Here is a 17,831-nt window from a genome sequence, read left to right as displayed (position 1 = left end):
ACGTGAACAAGATCGCTGACCCCCGTGACGTCATCATCGCGCCGGTCGTCTCGGAGAAGAGCTACGGGCTGCTCGACGAGAACAAGTACACGTTCCTCGTCCGCCCGGACGCCAACAAGACGCAGATCAAGCAGGCGGTCGAGGAGGTGTTCAACGTCAAGGTGACGAGCGTGAACACCATCAACCGCCAGGGCAAGCGCAAGCGCACCCGGTTCGGCTATGGCAAGCGCAAGGACACCAAGCGCGCCATCGTCAGCCTGGCCGAGGGCGAGCGGATCGACATCTTCGGCGGCCCGGCGTAAGCCGGGACGATCGGAGAGTTAGTTAAGGGATGAACGAATAAGATGGGCATCCGTAAGTACAAGCCGACGACTCCGGGTCGTCGCGGCTCCAGCGTGGCCGACTTCGTCGAGGTCACCCGCCGCGAGCCCGAGAAGTCGCTGCTGCGTCCGCTCCCCAAGAAGGGCGGCCGTAACAACCACGGCCGCATCACCACCCGGCACCAGGGCGGCGGCCACAAGCGCGCGTACCGAGTGATCGACTTCCGTCGGCACGACAAGGACGGGATCCCGGCCAAGGTCGCGCACATCGAGTACGACCCCAACCGCACCGCGCGGATCGCGCTGCTGCACTACGCGGACGGCGAGAAGCGCTACATCCTCGCCCCGCAGGGCCTGAAGCAGGGCGACCGCGTCGAGAACGGCGCCGGCTCGGACATCAAGCCGGGCAACTGCCTGCCGCTGCGCAACATCCCGACGGGTACGGTCATCCACGCCATCGAGCTCAAGCCCGGTGGCGGCGCCAAGATCGCCCGTTCCGCGGGCGCCGGCGTCCAGCTGCTCGCCAAGGAGGGCAAGTACGCCACGCTGCGTATGCCGTCCGGCGAGATGCGCATGGTGGACGTCCGCTGCCGCGCCACGGTCGGCGAGGTCGGCAACGCCGAGCAGTCGAACATCAACTGGGGCAAGGCCGGTCGTATGCGGTGGAAGGGCAAGCGCCCGACCGTCCGCGGTGTGGCCATGAACCCGATCGACCACCCGCACGGTGGTGGTGAGGGCAAGACCTCCGGTGGTCGGCACCCGGTCAACCCGAACGGTAAGAAGGAAGGCCGCACCCGCCAGGCCAACAAGGCCAGCGACCGGCTGATCGTCCGTCGTCGCAGCAAGAAGAAGCGGTAGGAGTCGCTCGCTATGCCACGTAGCCTGAAGAAGGGCCCCTTCGTGGACGACCACCTGCAGAAGAAGGTGGACGACCAGAACGAGAAGGGCACCAAGAACGTCATCAAGACGTGGTCGCGGCGCTCCATGATCGTGCCGGACATGATCGGTCACACGATCGCCGTGCACGACGGCCGCAAGCACGTTCCGGTGTTCATCACCGACGCCATGGTGGGACACAAGCTCGGCGAGTTCGCGCCGACGCGCACGTTCCGCAGCCACGTCAAGGAAGACCGCCGCAGCCGTCGCGGCTGAGCGGGCAGAAGTCTGTAGGAGAGAGGGAACAGCGATGGAAGCCAGGGCCCAGGCGCGGTTCATCCGCGTCACGCCCATGAAGGCCCGCCGCGTGGTGGACCTCATCCGCGGCCTGCCCGCCGCGGAGGCGCAGGCGGTGCTGCGGTTCGCCCCACAGGCCGCCAGTGAGCCGGTGGGCAAGGTGCTCGCGAGTGCCATCGCCAACGCCGAGCACAACTTCAAGCTCGACACCGGCACGCTCGTGGTCAGCCACGCGTGGGTCGACGAGGGGCCGACGCTCAAGCGTTTCCGCCCCCGCGCCCAGGGTCGGGCTTACCGCATCAACAAGCGCACGAGCCACATCACAGTGGTCGTCGCCCCGCAGGACGAGGTCGCTGCGGCCGGCGGTAAGAAGACGAGGAGGGCCCGGTAGTGGGTCAGAAGATCAACCCGCACGGGTTCCGGCTCGGCATCACCACCGACCACAAGAGCGTGTGGTTCGCCGACAAGCTCTACAAGGACTACGTCAAGGAAGACGTCCAGATCCGGCGCATGCTGCAGAAGGGCATGGACCGGGCGGGCATCTCCAAGGTGGAGATCGAGCGGACCCGTGACCGCGTAGAGGTCAACATTCACACCGCCCGGCCGGGCATCGTCATCGGCCGCCGCGGCGCCGAGGCCGAGCGCCTCCGGGGCGACCTGGAGAAGCTCACCGGCAAGCAGGTGCGGCTGAACATCCTCGAGGTCAAGAACCCCGAGATCGACGCCCAGCTCGTCGCGCAGGGCGTGGCCGAGCAGCTGTCCAGCCGTGTCGCGTTCCGCCGTGCCATGCGCAAGGCGATCCAGTCCGCGATGAAGTCGGGCGCCAAGGGCATCAAGGTCCAGTGCTCCGGCCGTCTCGGCGGCGCCGAGATGTCGCGGTCGGAGTTCTACCGCGAGGGCCAGGTCCCGCTGCACACGCTGCGCGCCGACATCGACTACGGGTTCTACGAGGCCCGGACGACCTTCGGCCGCATCGGCGTCAAGGTGTGGATCTACAAGGGCGAGGCCGCGGCGACCCGCGCCGAGCGCGAGCAGAAGGCCGCGCAGCAGCGCGCCGCCGGCGGCGGTGGCGGCGGTGGCCGCGAGCGTCGCGGCGGTGACCGTCGTGGCGGTGCCCGTGGCGGTCGCGGTGGCCGTGGCGGCGAGGGCCGTGGCGGCGAGCGCGGCGGCGCGCCGCGCCAGCAGCAGAGTTCCGAGCAGCCGGCGCCGGCCGCTGAGGCTGCTCCGACTGGAGAGGGGAGCTGAATAACCGATGCTGATCCCTCGTAAGGTCAAGCACCGCAAGCAGCACCACCCGAAGCGCCGGGGAATGGCCAAGGGCGGTACGAAGGTTACTTTCGGTGAGTACGGCATCCAGGCCGTCGAGGGCGCGTACGTGACCAACCGGCAGATCGAGGCCGCACGTATCGCCATGACCCGCCACATCAAGCGTGGTGGCAAGGTCTGGATCAACATCTTCCCGGACCGCCCGCTGACCAAGAAGCCCGCCGAGACCCGGATGGGCTCCGGTAAGGGTTCGGTCGAGTGGTGGGTGGCCAACGTGAAGCCGGGCCGCGTGATGTTCGAGATCTCCTACCCGAACGAGCAGGTCGCTCGGGAGGCGCTCACCCGCGCGATCCACAAACTGCCCATGAAGTGCAAGATCGTTAAGCGAGAGGTGGGTGAGTCCTGATGGCCAAGGGTCTTACCGCCGACGATCTGCGGACCGAGCCCGAGGACGTCCTGGTCACCAAGCTGAAGGAGGCGAAGGAGGAGCTGTTCAACCTTCGTTTCCAGGCCGCCACCGGCCAGCTGGAGAGCCACGGCCGCCTGCGCACCGTGAAGCGCGAGATCGCACGCATCTACACCGTGATGCGGGAGCGGGAGCTCGGCATCGTCACGGTCGCCGAGGAGTCCGCGGAGGGCAAGAACGATGACTGAGAAGACCGACGAGCGGAGCACCCGCAAGATCCTTGAGGGTCTGGTGGTCAGCGACAAGATGGACAAGACCGTGGTCGTGTCCGTCGAGGACCGCGTGAAGCACGCCAAGTACCACAAGGTGATCCGCCGTACGACCAAGTACAAGGCGCACGACGAGGCCAACGAGTGTGGCGTCGGCGACCGCGTCCGTCTCATGGAGACCCGGCCGCTGTCCGCCAGCAAGCGCTGGCGCGTGGTCGAGATCCTCGAGAAGGCCAAGTAATTACTGGTTCCACCAGGCTCCACGCCGCTGAACGGGTGGAGAACCGGTGTGACGAACAGGAGTTGACGTGATCCAGCAGGAGTCGCGACTCAAGGTCGCCGACAACACGGGTGCGAAGGAGATCCTCTGCATCCGTGTGCTCGGCGGCTCGGGTCGGCGCTACGCGGGAGTCGGCGACGTCATCGTTGCGACGGTGAAGGACGCCCTTCCCGGCGCCGGCGTTAAGAAGGGTGACGTCGTCAAGGCGGTCGTCGTGCGCACCCGCAAGGAGCGTCGGCGTCCCGATGGCTCCTACATCCGCTTCGACGAGAACGCGGCCGTCCTGATCAAGGACGGTGGCGACCCCCGCGGCACCCGTATCTTCGGCCCGGTGGGCCGCGAACTGCGCGAGAAGAAGTTCATGCGAATCATCTCGCTCGCGCCGGAGGTGCTGTGATGAAGATCAAGAAGGGTGACGAGGTCATCGTCATCGCCGGCAAGGACAAGGGCGCCACGGGCAAGGTCCTGCGCGTCGACCGCAGCCGGGAGCGTGTTGTCGTCGAAGGCGTCAACATCATCACCAAGAACATCAAGGCCGACGCCCAGCGGGCCGGCAAGGAGAGCGGGCGCGTCCAGGTCGAGGCGCCCCTCCACGTCAGCAACGTGGCTCTCGTCGAGGACGGCAAGCCGGTTCGCATCGGCTACCGCATCGACGAGGACGGCACGAAGGTCCGGGTCTCGCGCCGCACCGGCAAGGAGATCTGACATGACCGAGACCGCCACCGAGCGCCCCGTCCCGCAGCCGCGGCTCAAGCTCCGCTACCGCGAGGAGATCGCGAAGGCGATGCAGGAGCAGTTCGGCTACGCCAACGTGATGCAGATCCCCGGCCTGACCAAGATCGTGGTCAACATGGGTGTGGGTGACGCCGCCAAGGACGCCAAGCTGATCGAAGGCGCCATCAAGGACCTCTCGGCGATCACCGGCCAGAAGCCGGCCGTGAACCGGGCCCGCAAGTCCATCGCGCAGTTCAAGCTGCGCGAGGGCATGCCGATCGGCGCGCACGTCACGCTGCGCGGCGACCGGATGTGGGAGTTCCTCGACCGGCTGCTGGCCACGGCGCTGCCCCGGATCCGTGACTTCCGCGGCTTGTCGCCCAAGCAGTTCGACGGCAACGGCAACTACACCTTCGGGCTGACCGAGCAGGTCATGTTCCACGAGATCGACCCGGACAAGGTCGACCGTTCGCGGGGCATGGACATCACGCTCGTCACCTCCGCCAAGACCGACGACGAGGGCCGGGCGCTGCTCAAGCTCCTGGGCTTCCCCTTCAAGGAGAACTGAGCATGGCGAAGAAGTCGCTGATCGCCAAGGCGGGCCGGAAGCCCAAGTTCGGCGTGCGCGCGTACACTCGTTGCTCGCGCTGCGGCCGTCCGCGTTCCGTCTACCGGAAGTTCGGCCTCTGCCGCGTGTGCTTCCGTGAGATGGCGCACCGCGGTGAGCTTCCCGGCATCACCAAGTCGAGCTGGTGATCGGCCGCGGGCCGCGTCCCCCGGGGGAACGGCCCGCGCCGGCAGCAGCCTGTAATAACCACCGGGCATCTGACGAAGGTGCCCACGACCGCGCCAAAGGTCCACGGATCCGGTTCCGGATCCTGGAAACCGTGGCGAGGGAGGGCCAGTAGGCCATGACGATGACCGACCCGATCGCGGACATGTTGACACGTCTGCGGAACGCCAACTCGGCATACCACGACTCGGTGGCCATGCCGTACTCGAAGATCAAGGCGCACATCGCCGAGATCCTCCAGCAGGAGGGTTACATCACCGGCTGGAGCGTCGAGGACGCCGAGGTCGGCAAGAAGCTCAACATCGAGCTCAAGTTCGGTCCGACGCGTGAGCGTTCGATCGCCGGCATCAAGCGCGTCTCGAAGCCGGGTCTGCGCGTGTACGCCAAGAAGGACAACCTGCCGAAGGTGCTCGGTGGGCTGGGGATCGCGATCATCTCGACGTCCTCCGGCCTGATGACCGACCGGCAGGCAGGCAAGCGTGGAGTGGGCGGGGAAGTCCTCGCCTACGTCTGGTGAGGGGAGGGCTCTAACCATGTCTCGTATTGGACGACTTCCCATCACCGTGCCCGGCGGCGTCGACGTGAAGATCGACGGCCAGGAGGTCACCGTCAAGGGGCCCAAGGGCACGCTGTCCCACGTCGTGGCCGAGCCGATCGAGGTTCAGCTGGAGGACGGCACGGTCACCGTCGGCCGCCCGAACGACGTCAACACGGTGCGCGCGCTGCACGGCCTGACCCGTGCGCTCATCAACAACATGGTCGTCGGCGTCACCGAGGGGTACAGCAAGACCCTCGTGATCCAGGGTGTCGGTTACCGCGCCGTTCCCAAGGGCAAGAACATCGAGTTCTCCCTGGGCTACAGCCACCCGATCCTGGTCGAGGCGCCCGACGGCATCACCTTCACCGTCGAGAAGCCGACCCAGATCAAGGTCGAGGGCATCGACAAGCAGAAGGTCGGCGAGGTGGCCGCCAACATTCGTAAGCTGCGCAAGCCCGACCCGTACAAGGGCAAGGGCGTGCGTTACGAGGGCGAGCACATTCGTCGCAAGGTCGGAAAGGCTGGTAAGTAGTCATGGCAGGCACCAAGACCCTGGCCGGAAAGGCCACGCTGGCGCGGGCCAAGTCCCGCAAGCGCCGGCACCTGCGGGTCCGGAAGAAGGTCGTCGGCACCGCCGCGCGTCCTCGCCTGGTCGTGACCCGCTCTACCAAGCACGTCTTCGTCCAGGTCATCGACGACACCGCGGGCCACACGCTGGCCTACGCGTCGACGATGGAGGCGGAGCTGCGCAGCGACTCCGGCGACAAGACCGCCAAGTCCCGCAAGGTCGGCGAGCTCGTCGCCGCGCGGGCCAAGGAGGCCGGTGTCTCCGCCGTGGTCTTCGACCGTGGCGGCAACAAGTACCACGGGCGCGTCGCCGCTGTCGCGGACGGTGCGCGCGAAGGGGGCCTGGAGCTGTGACGGCCCTTATTTCCCTTAACGAGAAGAGGAACCACTGATGGCAGCGCAGAGGCGTGGTGGCGGTCAGGGTGGCGACCGTCGCGACGGCCGCCGCGACGACCGCCGCGGTGGCGCCGACAAGGGCCAGTCGTACATCGAGAAGGTCGTGGCGATCAACCGTGTCGCCAAGGTCGTGAAGGGTGGTCGTCGCTTCAGCTTCACCGCCCTCGTCATCGTCGGTGACGGCAACGGCACCGTCGGCGTCGGCTACGGCAAGGCCAAGGAAGTCCCCGCGGCGATCGCCAAGGGCGTCGAAGAGGCCAAGAAGCACTTCTTCAAGGTCCCGCGCATCCAGGGCACCATCCCGCACCTGGTGCAGGAGCGGGACGCCGCGGGCGAGGTCCTGCTGCGTCCGGCCAGCCCCGGTACCGGTGTCATCGCCGGTGGTCCGGTGCGCGCCGTGCTGGAGTGCGCCGGCATCCACGACGTGCTGAGCAAGTCGCTGGGCAGTGACAACGCGATCAACATCGTGCACGCGACGATCGCGGGTCTGAAGGCGCTCAAGCGTCCCGAGGAGATCGCGGCCAAGCGCGGCCTGCCGATCGAGGACGTCGCCCCGGCCGCCATGCTGCGGGCGCGTGCCGCCGGCAGCGAGCCACGGGCGGAGGCCACCACCTCATGAGCCAGCTCAAGATCACGCAGACCAAGTCCGTGATTTCGGAGAAGCAGAACCAGCGTGACACGCTGCGCACCCTGGGCCTCAAGAAGATCGGTCAGAGCACCGTTCGCGAGGACACCCCGCAGGTGCTCGGCATGATCCGGACGGTGGCGCACCTGGTCACCGTCGAGGAGGTCGACTGACATGGCTGATCTCAACAAGGAGAACTCGGCCACCGAGGGCACGCCCCTCAAGGTGCACGACCTGCGTCCGGCACCGGGCTCCAACAAGGCCAAGACCCGCAAGGGCCGTGGCGAGGCGTCCAAGGGCAAGACCTCAGGTCGCGGTACCAAGGGCACCAAGGCCCGCAACACGGTTCCGGTCGGGTTCGAGGGCGGCCAGATGCCCCTGATCCGCCGGATTCCGAAGCTCAAGGGCTTCAAGAACCCCAACCGGGTCGAGTTCCAGGTCGTGAACCTCGACAAGCTGACCGAGCTCTACCCCGAGGGTGGCGAGGTCACGGCCGAGGACCTGGCGGCGAAGGGCGCGGTGCGCCGCAACCGTCCGGTGAAGGTTCTCGGTACCGGCGACATCTCCGTCGCGGTCCAGGTGAAGGTGAACGCCTTCTCCAAGTCCGCCAAGGAGAAGATCGCCGCAGCCGGTGGCACCACCGACGAGCTGTAACGAGCACGAACAAAGGGCCTCGCGCTCCCGAAAGGGAGCACGAGGCCCTTCGTCATGCCGCCTGCCGTGCCGTCCTCTGATGAGGCACTGGATCCTCTCAAAGAGGCACACGGTGTTCTCGTTCGGCACAAAAACGTCTGATCCAAAACGGCGGCGAGGGCGGCGGGCGCGGTGAGATGCCACGACCGCGGGAATGCAAAGTTTCCTGTTGAAACTCATGGACCCCTCCCTGGCCGAGTGTGTGCTATCAGCCCGTTCGGGGGGATGACCAGGCACGTCGTGCGCCGTCCCTGCCACGCCTTCGTGACGTCTCGACCCCGTTTGACGTGCGAGCCGGCGTGCGGAGGATCAGTCGCCGGCGGCCGGGGGCTCGCCGCACGGAACGGGCCGCTCGGCCGCGGAAGCGCCGAAGGTTCGAAGTGGCCCACGGAACCGCTACCCTGGGCGGAGCCGTCTCGCTTCGGTGAGGGTGAGTGGGCTCGCCGGGCAAGATAAGGTATGCGCCTGGGCGGGACGTCGGTGTCGCTCACCCCGGGACTGGATCCAGATCGACTCTGCCGCAATGGTGCAGGTCATGCAGGAGGAATTGTGCTGACCGCGTTCGCTCGGGCTTTCCGTACGCCTGACCTGCGTAAAAAGATACTGTTCACGCTCTTCATCATCGTGGTGTTCCGGATCGGCGCGATCCTCCCGACGCCGAACGTGAACGTCGAGGTCTTGAAGCAGACCGCCGACGCGGCGAAGAAGGGTTCGCAGGGGCAGACCCTCCAGTTGGTCGATCTGTTCAGCGGTGGAGCGCTGCTGAAGTTGTCGGTGTTCGCGCTGGGGATCATGCCCTACATCACCGCGAGCATCATCCTGCAGCTGCTGACCGTCGTGATTCCCCGTCTTGAGGCCCTGAAGAAGGAGGGCCAGGCCGGCACGACCAAGATCACGCAGTACACGCGTTATCTGACGGTCGCCCTGGCGATCCTCCAGGCCACCGGCATCGTCGCCATGGCGAGCTCGGGCCAGCTCTTCGGCAACGCGGGCAACGGTGACTCCGTCCTCTACGAGGAGGGCCTGTTCCCGATCATCACCATGGTCATCGTGATGGTGGCGGGCACCTCCGTGATCATGTGGCTGGGCGAGCTGATCACCGACCGCGGTGTCGGCAACGGCATGTCGATCCTGATCTTCACCCAGGTGGTCGCGGTCTTCCCGGCGCAGTTCTGGGGCATCTACCAGACCAAGACCCCCTTCGTGTTCGCCCTCGTGATCCTCGTCGGCATCGCGATCATGGCCGGCGTCGTCTTCGTCGAGCAGGCCCAGCGCCGCATCCCGGTGCAGTACGCCAAGCGGATGGTCGGCCGCCGCATGTACGGCGGCACCTCGACCTACATCCCCCTCAAGGTGAACCAGGCCGGCATCATCCCGGTGATCTTCGCCTCGTCGCTGCTCTACCTGCCCCAGCTCGCGACGCAGCTGTGGCCCAACAACAAGTTCCTCAACCAGACGCTCGCGCCCTACCTGCGGCCCGACAACGCCTGGCACATGGCGGTCTTCTTCGGCTTCATCGTCTTCTTCACCTACTTCTACGTGGCGATCACGTTCAACCCCACTGAAGTAGCCGACAACATGAAGAAGTATGGTGGGTTCATCCCAGGCATCCGTCCGGGCCGGCCGACCGCCGAGTACCTCGACTACGTGCTGACCCGGATCACCACTCCCGGTGCGCTCTACCTGGGGCTCGTCGCACTGATCCCGATGGTGGCGTTCGCGCTCCTAGAGGCGACCAACGACTTCCCGTTCGGTGGGACGAGCATTCTCATCGTCGTCGGCGTTGGGCTGGATACCGTGAAGCAGGTCGAATCTCAGTTGCAGCAGCGTAACTACGAGGGCTTCCTCCGGTAGTGCGTATCGTGCTGGTGGGCCCCCCGGGAGCGGGCAAGGGGACACAGGCCCAGTTCATCGCATCGCATCTGTCCATCCCGAAGATCTCGACAGGTGACATCTTCCGCGCCAACGTGAGCGGCGGTACCGAGCTCGGCCGGCAGGCCAAGCAGTACATGGACCGCGGTGACCTCGTCCCCGACGAGGTCACCATCGCGATGGTGCGCGACCGGCTCGCCGAGGACGATGCGCGCGACGGGTTCCTGCTGGACGGCTTCCCGCGCAACGTGCCCCAGGCCGAGACGCTGAAGAAGATCCTGTCCGCCGACTTCGACGCCAAGCTCGACATCGTGCTGGAGCTCGTCGTCGACGAGGACGAGGTCGTCCGGCGGCTGTCGGGCCGGCGCACCTGCGAGCGCTGCGGGCGCATCTGGCACGTCGACTTCGACGACAAGAAGGACGACGTCTGCGACGACTGCGGCGGCCACCTGTTCCAGCGCGACGACGACAAGGAAGGCGTCGTCCGCCATCGGCTCGAGGTCTACCAGGAACAAACGGCCCCGCTCGTCCAGTTCTATGCCGATGAAGGCATCCTGAAGGGTATCGACGCGACCGGTCCGGTCGAGGAGGTCACCAAGCGCGCGCTGGACGAGCTGCGCCCTCTGGAGAAATGACCCCTGAAGACCACGATCCAGGGGGAGACATGTTCAAGCGGCGCAAGCCCGTCATCCAGCTGAAGACCGCCGAGCAGATCGAGCTGATGCGCAAGGCGGGCCTGCTGGTCGGCGAGACGCTGCAGCTGCTGCGCGAGGCGGTCAAGCCGGGCATCACCACGCTCGATCTGGACACGCTCGCCGAGCAGAACATCCGCGACCACGGTGGCATCCCCTCGTTCAAGGGTTACCACGGCTTCACCGGCACGATCTGCGCCTCGGTGAACGAGGAGATCGTGCACGGCATCCCGCGCGACACCAAGGTGCTCAAGGACGGCGACATCATCTCGATCGACTGCGGCGCGATCGTCGAGGGCTGGCACGGCGACGCGGCGGTCACCGTTCCGGTGGGGGAGATCACCCCGGAGCTGGCCACGCTCCTGGACGTCACCGAAACGTCCCTGTGGCACGGTCTGAGGGCCGGTGTCGACGGGGCCAGGCTCACGGACATGTCGCACGCGATCGAGTCCTACATTCGCTCTCAGGGCCGCTACGGCATCGTTGAGGGCTACGGCGGCCACGGCATCGGGACAGAGATGCACATGGACCCGCTGATCCCCAACCACGGCGCGCCCGGCCACGGCCCCGTGCTGGAGGCCGGGATGTGCTTCGCGGTCGAGCCGATGGTCAACCTCGGCACCAAGGAGACGGCCGAGCTGGCGGACGGCTGGACCGTGGTCACCACGGACGGCCGGTACTCCGCGCACTTCGAGCACACGTTCGCCGTGACCGCGGACGGCCCCCGCGTCCTGACGGCTCTTGACGAGGGCCGGGAGTGGTTCGCCAAGCTTGGGGAATAGGACCGAATCCTGATCCCCCGAAGGGGTGGGCATGACGAACCCTGAGATGCGCGCCTCGGACGCCGACCGGGATCGTGTTGCCACGTCCCTGCGCGAGCACTGTGCCGAGGGCCGCATCACCATGGACGAGCTCCACGAGCGGCTGGAGGCCACCTACGCGGCCCGGACCGTCGGCGCCCTCCAGCGGGTCACCGCGGACCTGCCCGAGGAGGACCTGTACGCGCTCCCCGTCCCGGCCTCTCAGCGTTCGACGCGCGTGCCCGCCAAACGGAGCTCGGGCGACCTCTCCATGACCGGCCCAGCGGCCATGTGGGCGGGCTGGGCCTCGGTCAGCGCGATCTGCTTCACCGTCTGGCTGATCGTCGCGGTGACGAGCGGTGCGGTCTACCCGTGGTTCCTGTGGGTGGCGGGCCCCTGGGGCGCCATCCTGCTCATGCGCACGATCTTCGGCCCCCACCGCAACGACTGAGCCTCCCCGACGGCAACGACAGTGCCCGCGGCAGGCCCGGCCCTTTGCGGCGACGATGGCGCCTCGCCGCGACTACGGGCCTGCCGTGCCCCGGCCGCTCACCGCCGCGTTCTACTCGACGTCCATGAGGGGGCGGTAGTTGCCCGTGGGCACGAAGTGGGTTGTCGCCGTCCCGTCCGCGATGAGGTGGACGGCGAAGCCCGCGGGCTCGCCGGTCACCGCGGCCCTGCCGGGGCGGGTGAGGTCCAGGAAGAGCTGGCGGTAGGTGCTGGGGCAGGTCGTGCAGACCGTCGTGCCGAGCGATCCCACCGAGCCGCGGTGCACGTGGCCGCTGATCACCCGGACCACCTGCGGGTGGCGGGCGAGGAGCTCGGCGAAGCCGGCGGTGTCGGCGAAGCGCATGTCGTCGATGAAGCGGATCCCGATGCGGTACGGCGGGTGATGGGTGGCGACGACCGTCGGGGTTTCGGGCGCGGCGGCGAGGGTGGCCTCCAGCCAGGCCAGGCGCTCGTCGTCCATCTCGCCGTGCGGGTTGCCGCTGACCGTGGTGTCGCAGCAGACGAGGCGGACGCCGTTCACGTCCACCGCGTACTGCACCGGCGAGCCGTCCTGGCCCGATCCGGCCACCGCCGGGTGGTCCTTGAACGCGGCGCGCAGCGCGTCGCGGTCGTCGTGGTTGCCGGGCAGCGGATAGACCGCCATCGGCAGCGGCGACAGCAGCGCGTGCAGGCGGGCGTACTCGGCGGGCCGCCCGCCGTCGGCGAGGTCGCCGGTGAGCACCACGGCGTCGGGCCGCGCGGGCAGCGCGAGGAGGCTGGAGACGGCCGCACGCAGGGCTCGCACGGGGCCGGAGTCGTCGTCCACCTCACCGCTCTTGCCCGCGGCCAGATGGATGTCGCTGAGCTGCGCGATGATCGCCATTGATCCCTCCCCCTCGATAAGCACATCACGGACCCACGGGCGGCGCACGGGGCGGCCGGACCGGTCGGGAGCCGGGGGACCGGACGGAGTGCTGGAACGATCTTTGCGTCCGAGTGACCGCGGTGTCGACTTGGCGCGGAGTCAAGAAGATCGACGGCTCCGTACGTCAGTGGAGCCGGCCCGGGGGAACCGATGATCCGCACAATAGCGACAGCCCGCGCGGCGCCCGCGATCGGTACCGCCCGCCGGGTCTCCGGCTCGCTCGGGAGCCGGCCCCTGGGCGCTCGAGGGCCGGGTCTCAGGCGACGACCGCCGAGAGGGCGTTGGTGATCGCTTCGGGGGCCGGGGCGACGTCGGGCACCACGTCGCGCAGCGCCAGCCAGCCGTTGATCGCACGGGCGGTGGGCCAGGCCTCGCGGAGCTGCGGGTCGTCGAGGTCGTACCAGGCGGCGACCTTGGACCAGCGCCAGAGCCGGTGCCCGGCGCTGGAGAGCTCGGAGGCGGGGAAACCGCCCGCGCCGCGGGCGCCGGTGATGGCCAGGCGCACCGAGTCGGTCGTGCGGCCGACCCGCTCGGCGATGTCGCGGATGGTGAGGAGCGGATCGGCCTCGACCCGTTCGACGTGGAGGCCGGGGGCGCTGGACTCGACGTGCGCGATCACTTCCATGATCGCGGTGGCCAGCGTCGGGCCCTGCCAGGTGCAGGTGGCGTTGCCCGGACGATCGGCGTGGTGCGGCTCGCTGATGATCGAGACGGTCACCTGGCCGTGGGTGCGGTCGAACAAGGGATCAAGCTCGTCCTCGTAGAGCGGACGGCTGAGGATCAGCGCGAAGTCATAGCTCGGCATGCTGACCCTCCCTGTCGTATCTCTCCTGGAAAGGTACAACGCGTGAGCGCTGTATGCTTGGGTCGGGAGCGGTCTCCGGTGCCGGATCATGTGCTGATTTCACATTCGGTGGCCGGGTGACGTAGACTCCTATGTCGGTCCGTTTTCGGCCGCCAGAATCCAGCCCGAACCTTCCGGTGACGTGGCATGGGTGCGGCCGGTTCACCTCTGGGACATCCCTTCGGTGTGCGCGGTCCGAGTCCAATGAGCCGATCAGTGAAGCGCGGAGGACATGCCCAAGAAGGAAGGCGCCATCGAGATCGAGGGCACCGTCATCGAGTCCCTCCCGAACGCCATGTTCCGGGTGGAGCTCGACAACGGGCACAAGGTGCTCGCCCACATCAGCGGCAAGATGCGGATGCACTACATCCGGATCCTGCCGGACGACCGCGTCGTCGTGGAGCTGAGCCCCTACGACCTCACGCGTGGTCGGATCGTCTACCGCTACAAGTAATCCCACTGGGGTTGCCTTCCCTGTGCGTGGCGGCGCAGGGGTGACCCTGATCCCTAGGAGACCCAGTGAAGGTCAAGCCGAGCGTCAAGAAGATCTGCCAGAAGTGCCGCGTCATTCGCCGGCACGGCCGGGTCATGGTCATCTGCTCCGACCCGCGCCACAAGCAGCGCCAGGGCTGACGCGTCCCTGACGCACAAGTAAATCCAGCGCATCGCAAGCTTCGCACGGCGCCGTACGTATCTGGTCGCAAGATCAGGTCGTACGGCACGGTCGTGTGAAGGGAGACCCTCGGACGGAGGCCGAGGCCGCCACCCGGGCAGGGTGTGAGCGGATCGCGATGCGTCGATACCTCCGCCAATGAAGGGAACTGCCCACGATGGCACGCCTCCTCGGCGTCGATCTCCCGCGTGACAAGCGCGTCGAGATCGCTCTCACCTACGTCTTCGGTGTCGGTCGTACCCGCGCCCAGGAGACGCTGAAGAACACCGGCGTCAACCCGGACCTGCGGGTGCACCAGCTCGGCGACGACGAACTGGTCAAGCTCCGTGACTGGATCGAGGCGAACTACAAGGTCGAGGGTGACCTTCGCCGCGAGATCCAGGCGGACATCCGCCGCAAGATCGAGATCGGTAGCTACCAGGGGATCCGGCACCGCCGCGGTCTCCCCGTGCACGGTCAGCGCACGCAGACCAACGCGCGTACCCGCAAGGGCAAGAAGAAGACCGTGGCCGGCAAGAAGAAGGCCGGCAAGAAGTAGTCCGCCCGGACCTCGGTCCGAGCTGGATCGATGACCTCAGAGTAGAGAGAGCACATGCCTCCTAAGAGCCGTGTCGGCGCCAAGAAGGTGCGCCGCAAGGAAAAGAAGAACGTCGCTCACGGGCACGCCCACATCAAGAGCACGTTCAACAACACGATCGTCTCGATCACCGACCCCAACGGGAACGTGATCTCCTGGGCCTCCTCGGGCCACGTGGGCTTCAAGGGCTCGCGCAAGTCCACTCCGTTCGCCGCCCAGCAGGCCGCCGAGGCCGCCGCCCGGCGCGCCATGGAGCACGGCATGCGGAAGGTCGACGTCTTCGTGAAGGGCCCGGGCTCGGGCCGCGAGACCGCCATCCGGTCGCTGCAGGCGACCGGCCTCGAGGTGGGCTCGATCCAGGACGTCACGCCGGTTCCGCACAACGGCTGCCGCCCGCCGAAGCGTCGCCGGGTCTGAGTGGCAGGGGAGATCTAGAACAATGGCTCGTTACACGGGTGCCGACTGCAAGCTTTGCCGTCGGGAGAAGATGAAGCTGTTCCTCAAGGGCAGCAAGTGCATGGGGCCCAAGTGCCCGATCGAGATCCGGCCCTACCCGCCGGGTGAGCACGGCCGCGGTCGTCCCAAGGAGACCGAGTACCTGCTCCAGCTGCGCGAGAAGCAGAAGGCCAAGCGCATCTACGGCGTGCTCGAGCGCCAGTTCAGCAACTACTACGTCGAGGCCAACCGCCAGGGCGGCAAGACGGGTGAGAACCTTCTCACCCTGCTCGAGCGCCGTCTCGACAACGTCGTCTACCGCGCCGGCTTCGCCAAGTCCCGCGACGCGGCCCGCCAGCTGATCCGCCACGGCCACCTCAAGGTCAACGGCAAGAAGGTCGACATCCCGTCCTTCCTGGTCAGCGAGGCCGACATCGTCGAGGTCCGGCAGAAGTCGCTCGAGATGACCCCGTTCGTGGTCGCCCGCGCGGAGGCCGGCGAGGGCCAGGTCCCGGCGTGGCTCGGGGTCGTCACCGAGGGCGCCATGCGCATCCTCGTGCACTCCCTCCCGGTCCGGCAGCAGATCGACGCGCCGGTCCAGGAGCAGCTGATCGTCGAGCTCTACTCCAAGTAAGAGCTCTTTCCGTCGCCGTGATCATGCTCCTGTACGGGGTGTGATCACGGCGTCGGGGCGGAAAGATAGTCACTGCGGTCGTCATATAGCGGGCACCGCGGAAAGAAGGTTCACACCATGCTCATCGCTCAGCGTCCGACTCTCACCGAAGAGCAGGTCGACGAGTACCGGTCGCGGTTCACCATCGAGCCGCTGGAGCCGGGCTTCGGCTACACGATCGGCAACTCGCTGCGTCGTACCCTGCTCTCCTCGATCCCCGGCGCGGCCGTCACCAGCATCCGCATCGAGGGCGTGCTGCACGAGTTCTCGACCGTCCCCGGGGTCAAGGAGGACGTCACCGACATCATCCTGAACCTCAAGGAACTGGTCGTCTCCTCCGAGCACGACGAGCCCGTGGTCATGTACCTGCGCAAGCAGGGCCCCGGTGAGGTCACCGCGGCCGACATCGCGCCGCCGGCGGGCGTCGAGGTCCACAACCCCGACCTCCACATCGCCACGCTCAACAACAAGGCCAAGCTGGAGATGGAGCTGACGGTCGAGCGCGGCCGCGGCTACGTCTCGGCCGCCCAGAACAAGCAGCCGGGCCAGGAGATCGGCCGGATTCCGATCGACTCCATCTACTCGCCCGTGCTCAAGGTCACCTACAAGGTCGAGGCGACCCGAGTCGAGCAGCGCACCGACTTCGACCGCCTGATCCTGGACGTCGAGACCAAGCAGGCGATGCTTCCGCGTGACGCGGTCGCCTCCGCCGGCAAGACCCTGGTCGAGCTGTTCGGCCTGGCCCGGGAGCTCAACGTCGAGGCCGAGGGCATCGACATGGGCCCGTCCCCGACGGACGCCGCGCTCGCCGCGGACCTGGCCCTGCCGATCGAGGAGCTCAACCTCACGGTGCGGTCGTACAACTGCCTCAAGCGCGAGGGCATCCACTCTGTGGGCGAGTTGGTCGCCCGCAGCGAGCAGGACCTCTTGGATATAAGGAATTTCGGCGCCAAGTCGATCGAAGAGGTCAAGCAGAAGCTCAACGACATGGGGCTGTCGCTCAAGGACTCCCCGCCCGGGTTCGACCCGAGCGCGGCGGCGGACAACTACGGCGACGACGACCAGAGCTACGCCGAGACCGAGCAGTACTGATCGACCTGATCACGCACGACACGTAAGGCCCCGTCGCGGCCGGGGGTTCCCTCCCGGCCGCGGTGGGCTCGGCCCGTCGCCGGTACCTGATCCGGCCGGCGCGGAAAGAGCTTGCACCGGTACCTCATCCGGCCGGTGCGGCCATGAGCTGACACCGGTACCTGACACGGCCGGTGCAGGAAGGAAACGACATGCCTCAGCCCACCAAGGGTGCCCGCCTCGGCGGCAGCGCCGCGCACCAGAAGCTGATCCTGGCCAACCTGGCCACGGCTCTCTTCGAGCACGGCCGCATCACCACCACCGAGGCCAAGGCCCGCCGGGTCCGCCCGCTGGCGGAGAAGCTGATCACCAAGGCCAAGAAGGGCGACCTGCACAACCGTCGCCTGGTGGCCAAGACGATCCGCGACAAGAGCGTTCTGCACGAGCTCTTCACCGAGATCGCGCCGAAGTTCGAGAACCGTCCCGGCGGCTACACCCGCATCACCAAGCTCGGTCCGCGCAAGGGCGACAACGCCCCCATGGCCGTCATCGAGCTGGTGCAGGAGGAGCTGACCGCCTCCACGGCCTCCGCCAAGCCGGCTCCGGCCGAGCAGAAGACCGAGGACAAGGTCGACACCGCCAAGGTCGACACCGCCAAGGCCGACGACGCCCCCGAGGCGACCGACGCCGAGGCTCAGGCCGAAAAGTCCGAGTGACGCTGTAACACCGCAGGTTGTCGT

The 17,831-nt window shown here is 67.3% G+C and carries 31 protein-coding genes; 29 read left to right on the top strand and 2 right to left on the bottom strand.

Going from position 1 to position 17,831, the window contains the following annotated elements; all coding sequences use genetic code 11:
• The first annotated feature begins 2 nt into the window (after positions 1-2).
• From rplW to ACGFNU_RS26440, 22 genes are all read left to right on the top strand, one after another.
• Positions 3-302 (top strand): 50S ribosomal protein L23, encoded by a 300-nt coding sequence (gene rplW / locus ACGFNU_RS26545; protein WP_392597710.1) that lies wholly within the window; start codon positions 3-5, stop codon positions 300-302.
• 42 nt (positions 303-344) lie between these two features.
• Entirely contained in the window at positions 345-1,178 is an 834-nt protein-coding gene (rplB, locus tag ACGFNU_RS26540) for a 50S ribosomal protein L2 (RefSeq protein WP_358411999.1), read from the top strand.
• Positions 1,179-1,190: 12 nt separating this feature from the next.
• The gene (gene rpsS, locus ACGFNU_RS26535; RefSeq protein WP_208260164.1) at positions 1,191-1,472 is read left to right on the top strand and encodes a 30S ribosomal protein S19; all 282 of its coding nucleotides are present in this window, start codon (positions 1,191-1,193) and stop codon (positions 1,470-1,472) included.
• Between the two features lie 34 nt (positions 1,473-1,506).
• Positions 1,507-1,884: a 50S ribosomal protein L22 gene (rplV, locus tag ACGFNU_RS26530; RefSeq protein ID WP_392597709.1), complete on the top strand. Its 378-nt coding sequence runs from the start codon at positions 1,507-1,509 to the stop codon at positions 1,882-1,884.
• Positions 1,884-2,738 (top strand): 30S ribosomal protein S3, encoded by an 855-nt coding sequence (gene rpsC, locus ACGFNU_RS26525; RefSeq protein ID WP_392597707.1) that lies wholly within the window; start codon positions 1,884-1,886, stop codon positions 2,736-2,738. Before rplV ends, rpsC begins: the two co-directional genes overlap by 1 nt.
• A gap of 7 nt (positions 2,739-2,745) precedes the next feature.
• On the top strand, positions 2,746-3,165 hold the full coding sequence (gene rplP / locus ACGFNU_RS26520; RefSeq protein ID WP_392597706.1) for a 50S ribosomal protein L16: 420 nt from the start codon (positions 2,746-2,748) through the stop codon (positions 3,163-3,165).
• Entirely contained in the window at positions 3,165-3,413 is a 249-nt protein-coding gene (rpmC, locus tag ACGFNU_RS26515; protein ID WP_392597705.1) for a 50S ribosomal protein L29, read from the top strand. The genes rplP and rpmC overlap by 1 nt, the downstream gene beginning before the upstream one ends.
• Positions 3,406-3,675 carry a 30S ribosomal protein S17 gene (gene rpsQ / locus ACGFNU_RS26510; RefSeq protein ID WP_392597703.1) on the top strand — a complete coding sequence of 90 codons (270 nt, stop codon included), beginning with the start codon at positions 3,406-3,408 and terminating at the stop codon, positions 3,673-3,675. Before rpmC ends, rpsQ begins: the two co-directional genes overlap by 8 nt.
• A 67-nt stretch (positions 3,676-3,742) precedes the next feature.
• The gene (rplN, locus tag ACGFNU_RS26505; protein ID WP_026414311.1) at positions 3,743-4,111 is read left to right on the top strand and encodes a 50S ribosomal protein L14; all 369 of its coding nucleotides are present in this window, start codon (positions 3,743-3,745) and stop codon (positions 4,109-4,111) included.
• On the top strand, positions 4,111-4,419 hold the full coding sequence (rplX, locus tag ACGFNU_RS26500) for a 50S ribosomal protein L24 (RefSeq protein ID WP_392597700.1): 309 nt from the start codon (positions 4,111-4,113) through the stop codon (positions 4,417-4,419). Before rplN ends, rplX begins: the two co-directional genes overlap by 1 nt.
• 1 nt (position 4,420) lies before the next feature.
• Complete coding sequence (gene rplE / locus ACGFNU_RS26495; protein ID WP_392597698.1) at positions 4,421-4,996, top strand: 50S ribosomal protein L5; 576 nt, start codon at positions 4,421-4,423, stop codon at positions 4,994-4,996.
• 2 nt (positions 4,997-4,998) lie between these two features.
• On the top strand, positions 4,999-5,184 hold the full coding sequence (locus ACGFNU_RS26490) for a type Z 30S ribosomal protein S14 (RefSeq protein WP_067454638.1): 186 nt from the start codon (positions 4,999-5,001) through the stop codon (positions 5,182-5,184).
• Positions 5,185-5,339: 155 nt separating this feature from the next.
• Positions 5,340-5,738: a 30S ribosomal protein S8 gene (rpsH, locus tag ACGFNU_RS26485; RefSeq protein ID WP_151558944.1), complete on the top strand. Its 399-nt coding sequence runs from the start codon at positions 5,340-5,342 to the stop codon at positions 5,736-5,738.
• Positions 5,739-5,754: 16 nt separating this feature from the next.
• On the top strand, positions 5,755-6,291 hold the full coding sequence (gene rplF / locus ACGFNU_RS26480) for a 50S ribosomal protein L6 (RefSeq protein WP_392597696.1): 537 nt from the start codon (positions 5,755-5,757) through the stop codon (positions 6,289-6,291).
• A 2-nt stretch (positions 6,292-6,293) separates the two neighbouring features.
• Positions 6,294-6,680: a 50S ribosomal protein L18 gene (gene rplR / locus ACGFNU_RS26475; protein ID WP_392597694.1), complete on the top strand. Its 387-nt coding sequence runs from the start codon at positions 6,294-6,296 to the stop codon at positions 6,678-6,680.
• Positions 6,681-6,714: 34 nt separating this feature from the next.
• Positions 6,715-7,341: a 30S ribosomal protein S5 gene (gene rpsE / locus ACGFNU_RS26470; protein ID WP_392597772.1), complete on the top strand. Its 627-nt coding sequence runs from the start codon at positions 6,715-6,717 to the stop codon at positions 7,339-7,341.
• A complete protein-coding gene (gene rpmD / locus ACGFNU_RS26465; RefSeq protein WP_358412008.1) occupies positions 7,338-7,520 on the top strand; it encodes a 50S ribosomal protein L30 in 183 nt (60 codons plus the stop codon). Before rpsE ends, rpmD begins: the two co-directional genes overlap by 4 nt.
• Position 7,521: 1 nt before the next feature.
• Positions 7,522-8,001 (top strand): 50S ribosomal protein L15, encoded by a 480-nt coding sequence (gene rplO, locus ACGFNU_RS26460; RefSeq protein ID WP_392597691.1) that lies wholly within the window; start codon positions 7,522-7,524, stop codon positions 7,999-8,001.
• Between the two features lie 498 nt (positions 8,002-8,499).
• Positions 8,500-9,894 carry a preprotein translocase subunit SecY gene (gene secY / locus ACGFNU_RS26455; protein WP_392597689.1) on the top strand — a complete coding sequence of 465 codons (1,395 nt, stop codon included), beginning with the start codon at positions 8,500-8,502 and terminating at the stop codon, positions 9,892-9,894.
• Positions 9,894-10,547 (top strand): adenylate kinase, encoded by a 654-nt coding sequence (locus ACGFNU_RS26450; protein WP_392597687.1) that lies wholly within the window; start codon positions 9,894-9,896, stop codon positions 10,545-10,547. The genes secY and ACGFNU_RS26450 overlap by 1 nt, the downstream gene beginning before the upstream one ends.
• Before the next feature lie 29 nt (positions 10,548-10,576).
• Complete coding sequence (gene map, locus ACGFNU_RS26445) at positions 10,577-11,386, top strand: type I methionyl aminopeptidase (protein WP_392597770.1); 810 nt, start codon at positions 10,577-10,579, stop codon at positions 11,384-11,386.
• Positions 11,387-11,417: 31 nt separating this feature from the next.
• Positions 11,418-11,855, top strand: a complete 438-nt coding sequence (locus tag ACGFNU_RS26440; protein ID WP_392597685.1) for a DUF1707 domain-containing protein — start codon at positions 11,418-11,420, stop codon at positions 11,853-11,855.
• 111 nt (positions 11,856-11,966) lie between these two features.
• Here ACGFNU_RS26440 and ACGFNU_RS26435 read toward each other — a convergent pair whose 3' ends face one another.
• Positions 11,967-12,776 carry a phosphodiesterase gene (locus tag ACGFNU_RS26435; RefSeq protein ID WP_392597683.1) on the bottom strand — a complete coding sequence of 270 codons (810 nt, stop codon included), beginning with the start codon at positions 12,774-12,776 and terminating at the stop codon, positions 11,967-11,969.
• A 298-nt stretch (positions 12,777-13,074) separates the two neighbouring features.
• Positions 13,075-13,623, bottom strand: coding sequence for a hypothetical protein (locus ACGFNU_RS26430; protein ID WP_392597682.1), 549 nt, complete (start codon positions 13,621-13,623; stop codon positions 13,075-13,077).
• Between the two features lie 271 nt (positions 13,624-13,894).
• Here ACGFNU_RS26430 and infA point away from each other — a divergent pair, with 271 nt between their 5' ends.
• From infA to rplQ, 7 genes are all read left to right on the top strand, one after another.
• Positions 13,895-14,116 (top strand): translation initiation factor IF-1, encoded by a 222-nt coding sequence (gene infA / locus ACGFNU_RS26425; RefSeq protein WP_018657567.1) that lies wholly within the window; start codon positions 13,895-13,897, stop codon positions 14,114-14,116.
• A 65-nt stretch (positions 14,117-14,181) separates the two neighbouring features.
• Positions 14,182-14,295 (top strand): 50S ribosomal protein L36, encoded by a 114-nt coding sequence (gene rpmJ, locus ACGFNU_RS26420; protein WP_018657566.1) that lies wholly within the window; start codon positions 14,182-14,184, stop codon positions 14,293-14,295.
• A gap of 197 nt (positions 14,296-14,492) precedes the next feature.
• On the top strand, positions 14,493-14,873 hold the full coding sequence (gene rpsM / locus ACGFNU_RS26415; protein ID WP_392597679.1) for a 30S ribosomal protein S13: 381 nt from the start codon (positions 14,493-14,495) through the stop codon (positions 14,871-14,873).
• A gap of 54 nt (positions 14,874-14,927) precedes the next feature.
• Positions 14,928-15,329, top strand: coding sequence for a 30S ribosomal protein S11 (gene rpsK, locus ACGFNU_RS26410; protein WP_021596710.1), 402 nt, complete (start codon positions 14,928-14,930; stop codon positions 15,327-15,329).
• A 22-nt stretch (positions 15,330-15,351) separates the two neighbouring features.
• Positions 15,352-15,981: a 30S ribosomal protein S4 gene (rpsD, locus tag ACGFNU_RS26405; protein WP_392597677.1), complete on the top strand. Its 630-nt coding sequence runs from the start codon at positions 15,352-15,354 to the stop codon at positions 15,979-15,981.
• Positions 15,982-16,098: 117 nt separating this feature from the next.
• Positions 16,099-17,112 carry a DNA-directed RNA polymerase subunit alpha gene (locus ACGFNU_RS26400; protein WP_131741171.1) on the top strand — a complete coding sequence of 338 codons (1,014 nt, stop codon included), beginning with the start codon at positions 16,099-16,101 and terminating at the stop codon, positions 17,110-17,112.
• A 191-nt stretch (positions 17,113-17,303) separates the two neighbouring features.
• Complete coding sequence (rplQ, locus tag ACGFNU_RS26395; RefSeq protein WP_392597675.1) at positions 17,304-17,807, top strand: 50S ribosomal protein L17; 504 nt, start codon at positions 17,304-17,306, stop codon at positions 17,805-17,807.
• Positions 17,808-17,831 lie beyond the last annotated feature (24 nt).

The organism is Spirillospora sp. NPDC048911 (assembly GCF_043198015.1).
GTDB lineage: Bacteria > Actinomycetota > Actinomycetes > Streptosporangiales > Streptosporangiaceae > Spirillospora.
Note: the sequence above shows the minus strand (reverse complement) of the source record. Positions and strands in the feature narration are given on the sequence as shown.

Bases quoted from the DNA above. Each gene is read 5' to 3' on its own strand.
- rplB (WP_358411999.1), top strand. From the start codon at position 345: ATGGGCATCCGTAAGTACAAGCCGACGACTCCGGGTCGTCGCGGCTCC.
- rpsS (WP_208260164.1), top strand. From the start codon at position 1,191: ATGCCACGTAGCCTGAAGAAGGGCCCCTTCGTGGACGACCACCTGCAG.
- rplV (WP_392597709.1), top strand. From the start codon at position 1,507: ATGGAAGCCAGGGCCCAGGCGCGGTTCATCCGCGTCACGCCCATGAAG.
- rplP (WP_392597706.1), top strand. From the start codon at position 2,746: ATGCTGATCCCTCGTAAGGTCAAGCACCGCAAGCAGCACCACCCGAAG.
- rpmC (WP_392597705.1), top strand. From the start codon at position 3,165: ATGGCCAAGGGTCTTACCGCCGACGATCTGCGGACCGAGCCCGAGGAC.
- rpsQ (WP_392597703.1), top strand. From the start codon at position 3,406: ATGACTGAGAAGACCGACGAGCGGAGCACCCGCAAGATCCTTGAGGGT.
- rplX (WP_392597700.1), top strand. From the start codon at position 4,111: ATGAAGATCAAGAAGGGTGACGAGGTCATCGTCATCGCCGGCAAGGAC.
- rplE (WP_392597698.1), top strand. From the start codon at position 4,421: ATGACCGAGACCGCCACCGAGCGCCCCGTCCCGCAGCCGCGGCTCAAG.
- ACGFNU_RS26490 (WP_067454638.1), top strand. From the start codon at position 4,999: ATGGCGAAGAAGTCGCTGATCGCCAAGGCGGGCCGGAAGCCCAAGTTC.
- rpsH (WP_151558944.1), top strand. From the start codon at position 5,340: ATGACGATGACCGACCCGATCGCGGACATGTTGACACGTCTGCGGAAC.
- rplF (WP_392597696.1), top strand. From the start codon at position 5,755: ATGTCTCGTATTGGACGACTTCCCATCACCGTGCCCGGCGGCGTCGAC.
- rplR (WP_392597694.1), top strand. From the start codon at position 6,294: ATGGCAGGCACCAAGACCCTGGCCGGAAAGGCCACGCTGGCGCGGGCC.
- rpmD (WP_358412008.1), top strand. From the start codon at position 7,338: ATGAGCCAGCTCAAGATCACGCAGACCAAGTCCGTGATTTCGGAGAAG.
- rplO (WP_392597691.1), top strand. From the start codon at position 7,522: ATGGCTGATCTCAACAAGGAGAACTCGGCCACCGAGGGCACGCCCCTC.
- secY (WP_392597689.1), top strand. From the start codon at position 8,500: ATGCGCCTGGGCGGGACGTCGGTGTCGCTCACCCCGGGACTGGATCCA.
- map (WP_392597770.1), top strand. From the start codon at position 10,577: ATGTTCAAGCGGCGCAAGCCCGTCATCCAGCTGAAGACCGCCGAGCAG.
- ACGFNU_RS26440 (WP_392597685.1), top strand. From the start codon at position 11,418: ATGACGAACCCTGAGATGCGCGCCTCGGACGCCGACCGGGATCGTGTT.
- ACGFNU_RS26435 (WP_392597683.1), bottom strand. From the start codon at position 12,776: ATGGCGATCATCGCGCAGCTCAGCGACATCCATCTGGCCGCGGGCAAG.
- ACGFNU_RS26430 (WP_392597682.1), bottom strand. From the start codon at position 13,623: ATGCCGAGCTATGACTTCGCGCTGATCCTCAGCCGTCCGCTCTACGAG.
- infA (WP_018657567.1), top strand. From the start codon at position 13,895: ATGCCCAAGAAGGAAGGCGCCATCGAGATCGAGGGCACCGTCATCGAG.
- rpsM (WP_392597679.1), top strand. From the start codon at position 14,493: ATGGCACGCCTCCTCGGCGTCGATCTCCCGCGTGACAAGCGCGTCGAG.
- rpsK (WP_021596710.1), top strand. From the start codon at position 14,928: ATGCCTCCTAAGAGCCGTGTCGGCGCCAAGAAGGTGCGCCGCAAGGAA.
- rpsD (WP_392597677.1), top strand. From the start codon at position 15,352: ATGGCTCGTTACACGGGTGCCGACTGCAAGCTTTGCCGTCGGGAGAAG.
- ACGFNU_RS26400 (WP_131741171.1), top strand. From the start codon at position 16,099: ATGCTCATCGCTCAGCGTCCGACTCTCACCGAAGAGCAGGTCGACGAG.
- rplQ (WP_392597675.1), top strand. From the start codon at position 17,304: ATGCCTCAGCCCACCAAGGGTGCCCGCCTCGGCGGCAGCGCCGCGCAC.